The 3,338-nt window shown below is 67.2% G+C and carries 3 protein-coding genes; all 3 read left to right on the top strand.

Annotated elements, in window-relative coordinates; genetic code table 11:
• The coding region (locus VNF71_03655) for a hypothetical protein (protein HVA73639.1) at window positions 1-397 on the top strand (397 nt) is incomplete at its 5' end.
• A complete protein-coding gene (locus tag VNF71_03660) occupies window positions 397-2,736 on the top strand; it encodes a pilus assembly protein TadG-related protein (GenBank protein ID HVA73640.1) in 2,340 nt (779 codons plus the stop codon). The genes VNF71_03655 and VNF71_03660, both read left to right, overlap by 1 nt.
• Window positions 2,737-2,778: 42 nt before the next feature.
• A partial coding sequence (locus VNF71_03665) for an RcpC/CpaB family pilus assembly protein (protein ID HVA73641.1) occupies window positions 2,779-3,338 on the top strand: 560 nt, incomplete at its 3' end.

Genomic DNA, 3,338 nt, shown 5'->3' on the forward strand with positions numbered 1-3,338 from the left:
TCTGGCGACGCCGTGCTCGTTGAGCTCCATCGTCAACGGGACCGGCGCCCTGAGGTCGCTGGGCGCTTCGGTGATTTACCTCGACTCGTCTGACATCAACACGCCGCCCACCTATGGAAGCTATGTCGCCAATGCCGACACGACCCAGCCCGGGACCATCACGTTGTCCCCGGGAGACGCCAGCAACACCGTCTACGTCTTCATCTACGAGCTGGATTCCAGCGCCAGCCCCGTGACACGTTGGGGCTGCTCCGCATGCGCCCCGGTGCGCACCACCGGACACCAGCGCGTGGTCGTCGACCTCAAGCTCAAATGGCAGCCGGTGCTGGCTCGGTTCCTCGGCATCCCGGCGACCGTGACATTCGACTCTCAGACAGTCGACCGGCTGGAGTTCTGATGCGCGGGCGAACCCAATCCGGCCAGGTCATCGTGTTGGTGGCGTTCGCGCTGCTCGCGCTCATCGGGTCCGCCGCCCTCGTGCTGTTGGCGGGCTCGGTCGAATGGCAGAAGAACCAGCTTCAACAGCTCGCCGACCAGGCTGCGCTCGACTCGGCCATGAAGATCGGCATCGGCTGCAACGCGGCGAGCGCCAAGGCGGTCATCACGGAGGCCGACGCCTTTGTCAGTTCGCAGCGCTCCGGCGCGACTGGTGTGCTCATAAGCGGGAGCGGCTGCGCCACCTCGTACACGGGCACCGACACGTTCGCGGGCGGGCTGAGCGAGACGATCCACTATCCCTATCGGGCTCACCAACAGCAGGTCGAGGTCATCCTCACGCTGACGCTTCCGATCTCGTTCGGAACCGAGCTCGGGCAAACCACCACCAAGGTGGTGCGCCGAGCCGTCGGTCAGCAGCTCGCGGGCTCGACGACGGCTATCACCGCCGGTACGCTCAACTGCACCGGCGGCCAGGTCAACGTCGCCGGTTCGGTGACGACGGGAACGATAAACCTGAGCGGAGGATGCGCCCTGTACTCGCACGCGCGCCTTGACGCGGCGTCGGGCACCTACTCGGACCTCGGCAACGTCTCCGTTTACACGGCAGGCCAGGCTTGGACCACTGCCGGAGGCTCGTGCGCCGGGGGCGCCAACTCCGGGAGCTCCAACGCCATCTGCGCCGACGGTTCCGAGGTCTCCGGGCACGTTCCCGTGACATGCGGTGCGAGCGGGACCAACGCATTCCTCTCCGCGGGCGATGCGGCGGTCAACCCAAACCCGTGCGCAGCGGGCGTAGCGTCGCAGCCTGTAGCGCCCATCTCCAGCGCCCAGCCGCCGGAGCCGGACACTGACGCCGCCGCCATCGGCTCGTTGAGGAACAGCGCCAACGGAGCTCTGGGAGCGCCCTGCACCCCGGCAGGCGCCTACACCACGCCGATCAAGGTCAACGGAACGACCGTGGCCACAGGCCTGGGTCCTGCTCCCACCAAAGATGCCAGCGGCGTCTACCACTTCAAGCCCAGCTGTTACGGGTATCTCGATCCGAGCTCCCTTACCGGCGGGATTGCCAAGGTCCAGGTCGGTCCGGAGGTCGGCCCGACCAAAGCCGACATCATCGTCACGCTGCCCGCCGCGAGCACCGCCGGCACCCTCCTAGTGGTCACCTTGCGGTCCGACACCAAGCCCTCGAACAAACCTTTCGGCGCGCCCCCCAATTGGCTTCCCGCACCCGAGAATTTTCAAGACGGCATCGCCCACACCCAGATCTGGTACTACCCAAGCAACCCGGGCGGGATCCTGAACGCAGACTTCGCCGTGAGCCCGAACTCGATCGATGGCGTCGGCCAGATGAGCGAGTGGTCCGGCGCGGCCGCTGCTCCTCTCGATGTCACGGGCACTCTGACCCGGACCACGAATCAGTCTGCGGTGACCATCTCGACGAGCGCTTCCATCGCGACCGCAGGGGAACTCGTGGTGACGGACATGGGCGCCCTACAGCAGGCAGCCCAGACGTACAGCTCAGGCGCTGGGTGGACGAACACCGCCTCTGACATGACAGTCGAGGGATTCGCATCGGAATACGAGATCAACCCGACCGCGGGCGTACCCGCCAGCGAATCGGTCACCGTCGGCACGGCGACCACGTGGGCCTCGGTGATCGCGGCATTCAAGCCCGCCTCCTCGGGCGCGGCTGGCGTGGTCCTCGACCCGGGCTTCTACTACTTCAATGGCGCCGGTTCACCAGGCGTCGGCGGGATCTGCCTGAACAGCAGCCGGCTGATGGCTCTTGATGTCACTCTTGAATTCGTCAACCAGGCCAGCTTCTCGTCGGGGACCTGTGCCGCAGGAGGCGGCGCGGCATGCGCCGGCGCGTGCGCCTTCGGCTCCACCCCCTGCTCGATCTCGGCCTGTCCCCCCAATGCGCCCTTCGACTCGGCCTCCGGAGGGGGCTACACCTGGTTCGCCGCCCCTTGCTCGTCTGCGCCGGCGGGTGACAGCAGCTGTGCCGCAACGTCGTGGTGCCCGACAGAAGACCGGGCGTGCTGGAATACGCTCATCTGGCAGGCTCCCGGCGGCACCGGCCAGATCGCCATCAAGGGATCGTCGGTGACTCACTGGCTGCTCGGATCGGTCTTCTGGGCGGGCGCCTGCACCGACTCGGTCAACGGAGCCTCGACGATCCAGGGCACCGTGCAGTGCGGAACCCTTTCGATCTCGGCCGGCGCGGGAGCCGGCACCGCCATCGGCGGCGACCACGGCGTCAGTACCGCCGTGGTGGAGGCCGTTCTTGTCGAATGAGTTGATTCCGGGGGCGCATCGTGGCAGGCTTGCGGCCTATTCATGTCGATAACCAGCCCTTCCGCGGGGCGGCCGCGGCGCGGGCGTCTATACATCGTGGTCGGCGCGGTGCTCGCTGTGATCGCCTTCGGGACCGCCGCCCTGCTGGCGAGCCTGCCCCTGATCCAGGGCAACACCACGGGAACGACGATCGTCGTGGCCAAGAACGCCATCACCGCCAGGACGGTGATCCAGGCGTCTGACCTGGAGCTGAAGAGCTACAGCCCCGAGCCACCCGGGGCCTTCACCTCGATCGTGCAACTGGCCGGCAAAGGAGCTCGAGTCGACATCCCGGCGGGGTATCCCGTGACCGCGAACATCGTGGCCCCTTCCGGTGACCTCCTGAGCAACAGCGACGTGGCCTTCCTCCCAATCCCTTCCGGCTACGTGGCCGTCACGGTGCCGGCCGGTGAGCAGCTCGGCGTGGGCGGTTACGTCCAGGTCGGCGACCGAATCACGATGCTCGCCACGATCAACACCGGCGTTTTCGGCGCCAGCCCCGGCGTTCCGGCCGTGCGCACGGTCTTTCGCGACCTGGACGTGATCAGGGTCGGACCGGCCAC

Source organism: Acidimicrobiales bacterium (assembly GCA_035533095.1).
GTDB lineage: Bacteria > Actinomycetota > Acidimicrobiia > Acidimicrobiales > Palsa-688 > DATLUM01.

What these genes read in the sequence shown, in the direction of transcription:
- VNF71_03660 (HVA73640.1), top strand. Translation starts at nt 397, where the DNA reads ATGCGCGGGCGAACCCAATCCGGCCAGGTCATCGTGTTGGTGGCGTTC.